The following is a 2,819-nucleotide window of genomic DNA, read 5'->3' as shown; positions in this document are numbered from 1 at the left end:
GGCGCTGGCCGCGCTGGCGGTCGGCGCGGCGAGCAAGCGGCTGAGCGACCTGGAACACGCGCTGGGCACGACGCTGCTGGAGCGGCACTCGCGCGGCGTCTCCCTGACCGAGGCCGGGCTGGCGCTGCAGCGCCATGCGCAGCGCATCCTCAGCGACGTGGACCAGATGACGGCCGACCTGTCGGACTACGCGTCGGGCCTGACCGGCGTGGTGCGGCTGTGGGCCAACACCTCGGCGGTGACGCAGTTCCTGCCGGCGCAGGTCTCGGGTTTCGTGCGCGACAACCCGCGCATCCGCATCGAGCTGGAGGAGGCGGACAGCCACGAGATCGTGGTGGCCGTGCTCGATGGCCGCGCCGACCTGGGCATCTTCGCGGACCGCACGCCGGCGCTCGGGCTGCATGTCCTGAACTACCGCCAGGACCGGCTGGTGCTGGTGGCGCCGGCCGGCCATCCGCTATCCCGCCGCAAGGCGGTGCGCTGGGCGCAGGCGGTCGAGTACGACTTCGTGACGCTGGCCAAGGCCACCTCGCTGCACAAGCGGCTGGAGATGGAGACCGAGACCCTGGGCCGGCGCCTGAAGAACCGCATCCAGGTCCGCAGCTTCGACGCGATGTGCCGGATGGTGGCGGCGGGCATGGGCATCGCGGTGCTGCCGGACGTGGCGGTCGAGCCGCTGCTCAAGCCGCTGGACCTGCGCCGCGTCGCGCTCGACGAGCCCTGGTCCGATCGCCGGCTGCTGATCGGCGTGCGTGACCTCGACGGCTTGCCGCGCCATGTGCGCGTGTTCATCGACCATCTCTGTTCCTGAGACCCTCGCCCCGAGGGTGAACCCCGATCCGCTTTCGCGACCCGCGAAAGCAGCCGCCGCGACTCCCGCCTTCCGCTGCGCGGCGCGTGTTCCCAGAATGCGCCTCCATCACCAGGACCAGGAGGGCACGAGCCATGGAAGGACTGCAGGCGCTGCAAGGATTGCGCGTCGTCGAGATGGGCCAGTTGATCGCCGGCCCGTTCGCCGGCAAGACGCTGGGCGATTTCGGCGCCGACGTGGTGAAGATCGAGGCCCCCGGCAGCGGCGACCCGCTGCGCAACTGGCGAATGATCCAGGACGGCACCTCCGTGTGGTGGCAGGTCCAGTCGCGCAACAAGCGCTCGATCGCGCTCGACCTGCGTCAGGCGGACGGCCAGGACATCGCCCGGCAACTGATCGCCGAGGCCGACGTGCTGATCGAAAACTTTCGCCCCGGCACGCTCGAGGGCTGGGGCATGTCCTACGAAGCGCTCGCTAAGACCAACCCCGGGCTGATCATGTTGCGCATCAGCGGCTACGGCCAGACCGGCCCGTACCGCGACCTGCCCGGCTTCGGGATGATCGGCGAGGCGATGGGCGGCCTGCGGCACCTGACCGGCGAACCCGGCCGGGTGCCGGTGCGCTGCGGCATCTCGATCGGCGACACGTTGGCCGCGCTGCACGGCACGATCGGCGTGCTCACGGCGCTGTACCACCGCAAGGTCAATGGCGGCCGCGGCCAGGTCATCGACGTGGCCCTGACCGAGGCGGTCCTCAACGTGATGGAGAGCCTGATCCCCGAGTACAGCGCCTTCGGCACCGTGCGCGGTCCGGCGGGCTCGGCGCTGCCGGGCATCGCGCCGTCCAATGCCTATGCCTGCGCCGATGGCGTCGTGCTGATCGCCGGCAATGGCGATTCGATCTTCAAGCGGCTGATGCAGGTGATCGGCCGCGAGGACCTGGGCCGGGACGAGGCGCTGGCCAACAACGCCGGCCGCGTCGCGCGCGTCGAGGAGATCGACGCCGCGATCGGCGCCTGGGCGGCGACGCGCACCGTCGAGCAGGTGCTGGCGCCGCTGGCCGAGGCCAGCGTGCCCGCCGGCCGCGTCTACACCGCCAAGGACATCGTCGAGGACCCGCACTTCCGGGCCCGCGAGATGATCCTGCGCCAGCCCACCCGCGACGGCCATGAGATCGACGTGCCGGGCATCGTGCCCAAGCTGATGGGCACGCCCGGCGCGGTGCGCCGCGCCGCGCCGCGCCTGGGCGGCGACACCGACGAAGTGCTGCGCGAGATCGGCCTCACCGCCGAACAGATCGCCGCGTTGCGCGAGCGCAAGATCGTTTCCTGAGGGCGTCCCCATGACCGCTTCCAACGCTTCCGCCTCCACCGGCACGGGTGTGTCGCGCTCACCGTCCGATGTCTGGACCGGCGCCGGCCGTCGCGTCTTCATGCAGGACGTCGGCACCCGCGACGGCCTGCAGGCCGAGACCGTCTTCGTGCCCACGGCCGACAAGATCGCGCTGGTGGACGCGCTGTCCGAGGCGGGCCTGGCCAAGATCGAGGTCACCGCCTTCGTCTCGCCCAAGGCCATCCCGGTGCTCGCCGACGCGTCCGAGGTGATGCGCGGCATCACCCGCCGGCCCGGTGTGGTCTACACGGTGCTGGTGCCCAACGTCCGCGGCGCCGAGCGCGCGATCGAGGCGCGCGCCGACGAGCTCAACCTGGTGATGTCCGCCAGCGAGAGCCACAACCTGGCCAACCTGCGCATGACGCGCGCGCAGTCCTTCGCCGGGCTGGCCGAGGTCGCCGCGATGGCGCATCGGGCCGGGACGGCGGTGAACGTGTCGCTGTCCTGCGCCTTCGGTTGCCCGATGGAGGGCGACGTGCCGGTCCAGACGGTGCTGGGCTGGTGCGGCCATTTCATCGAGCAGCTCGGCGCGCGCGGCGTGACGCTGTGCGACACCACCGGCATGGCCTATCCGACGCAGGTCGTCGCGCTGGTGCGGGCCTTCCGCGAGCGCTGGC

2 protein-coding genes and 1 pseudogene are annotated in these 2,819 nt (G+C 71.5%); all 3 read left to right on the top strand.

Features of this window, described 5'->3' with window-relative positions:
- Positions 1-811: LysR family transcriptional regulator (locus tag FUT87_RS03825; RefSeq protein ID WP_310735097.1), on the top strand; the 811-nt coding region annotated here is incomplete at its 5' end.
- Positions 812-945: 134 nt separating this feature from the next.
- Positions 946-2,142, top strand: coding sequence for a CaiB/BaiF CoA-transferase family protein (locus FUT87_RS03820; protein ID WP_147240135.1), 1,197 nt, complete (start codon positions 946-948; stop codon positions 2,140-2,142).
- Between the two features lie 10 nt (positions 2,143-2,152).
- Positions 2,153-2,819 (top strand): annotated as a pseudogene (locus FUT87_RS03815) (hydroxymethylglutaryl-CoA lyase); the annotation flags it as partial.

This window comes from Mitsuaria sp. TWR114 (genome assembly GCF_007997345.1).
This window is presented reverse-complemented; position numbering and strand designations above follow the sequence as displayed.

What these genes read in the sequence shown, in the direction of transcription:
- FUT87_RS03820 (WP_147240135.1), top strand. Translation starts at nt 946, where the DNA reads ATGGAAGGACTGCAGGCGCTGCAAGGATTGCGCGTCGTCGAGATGGGC.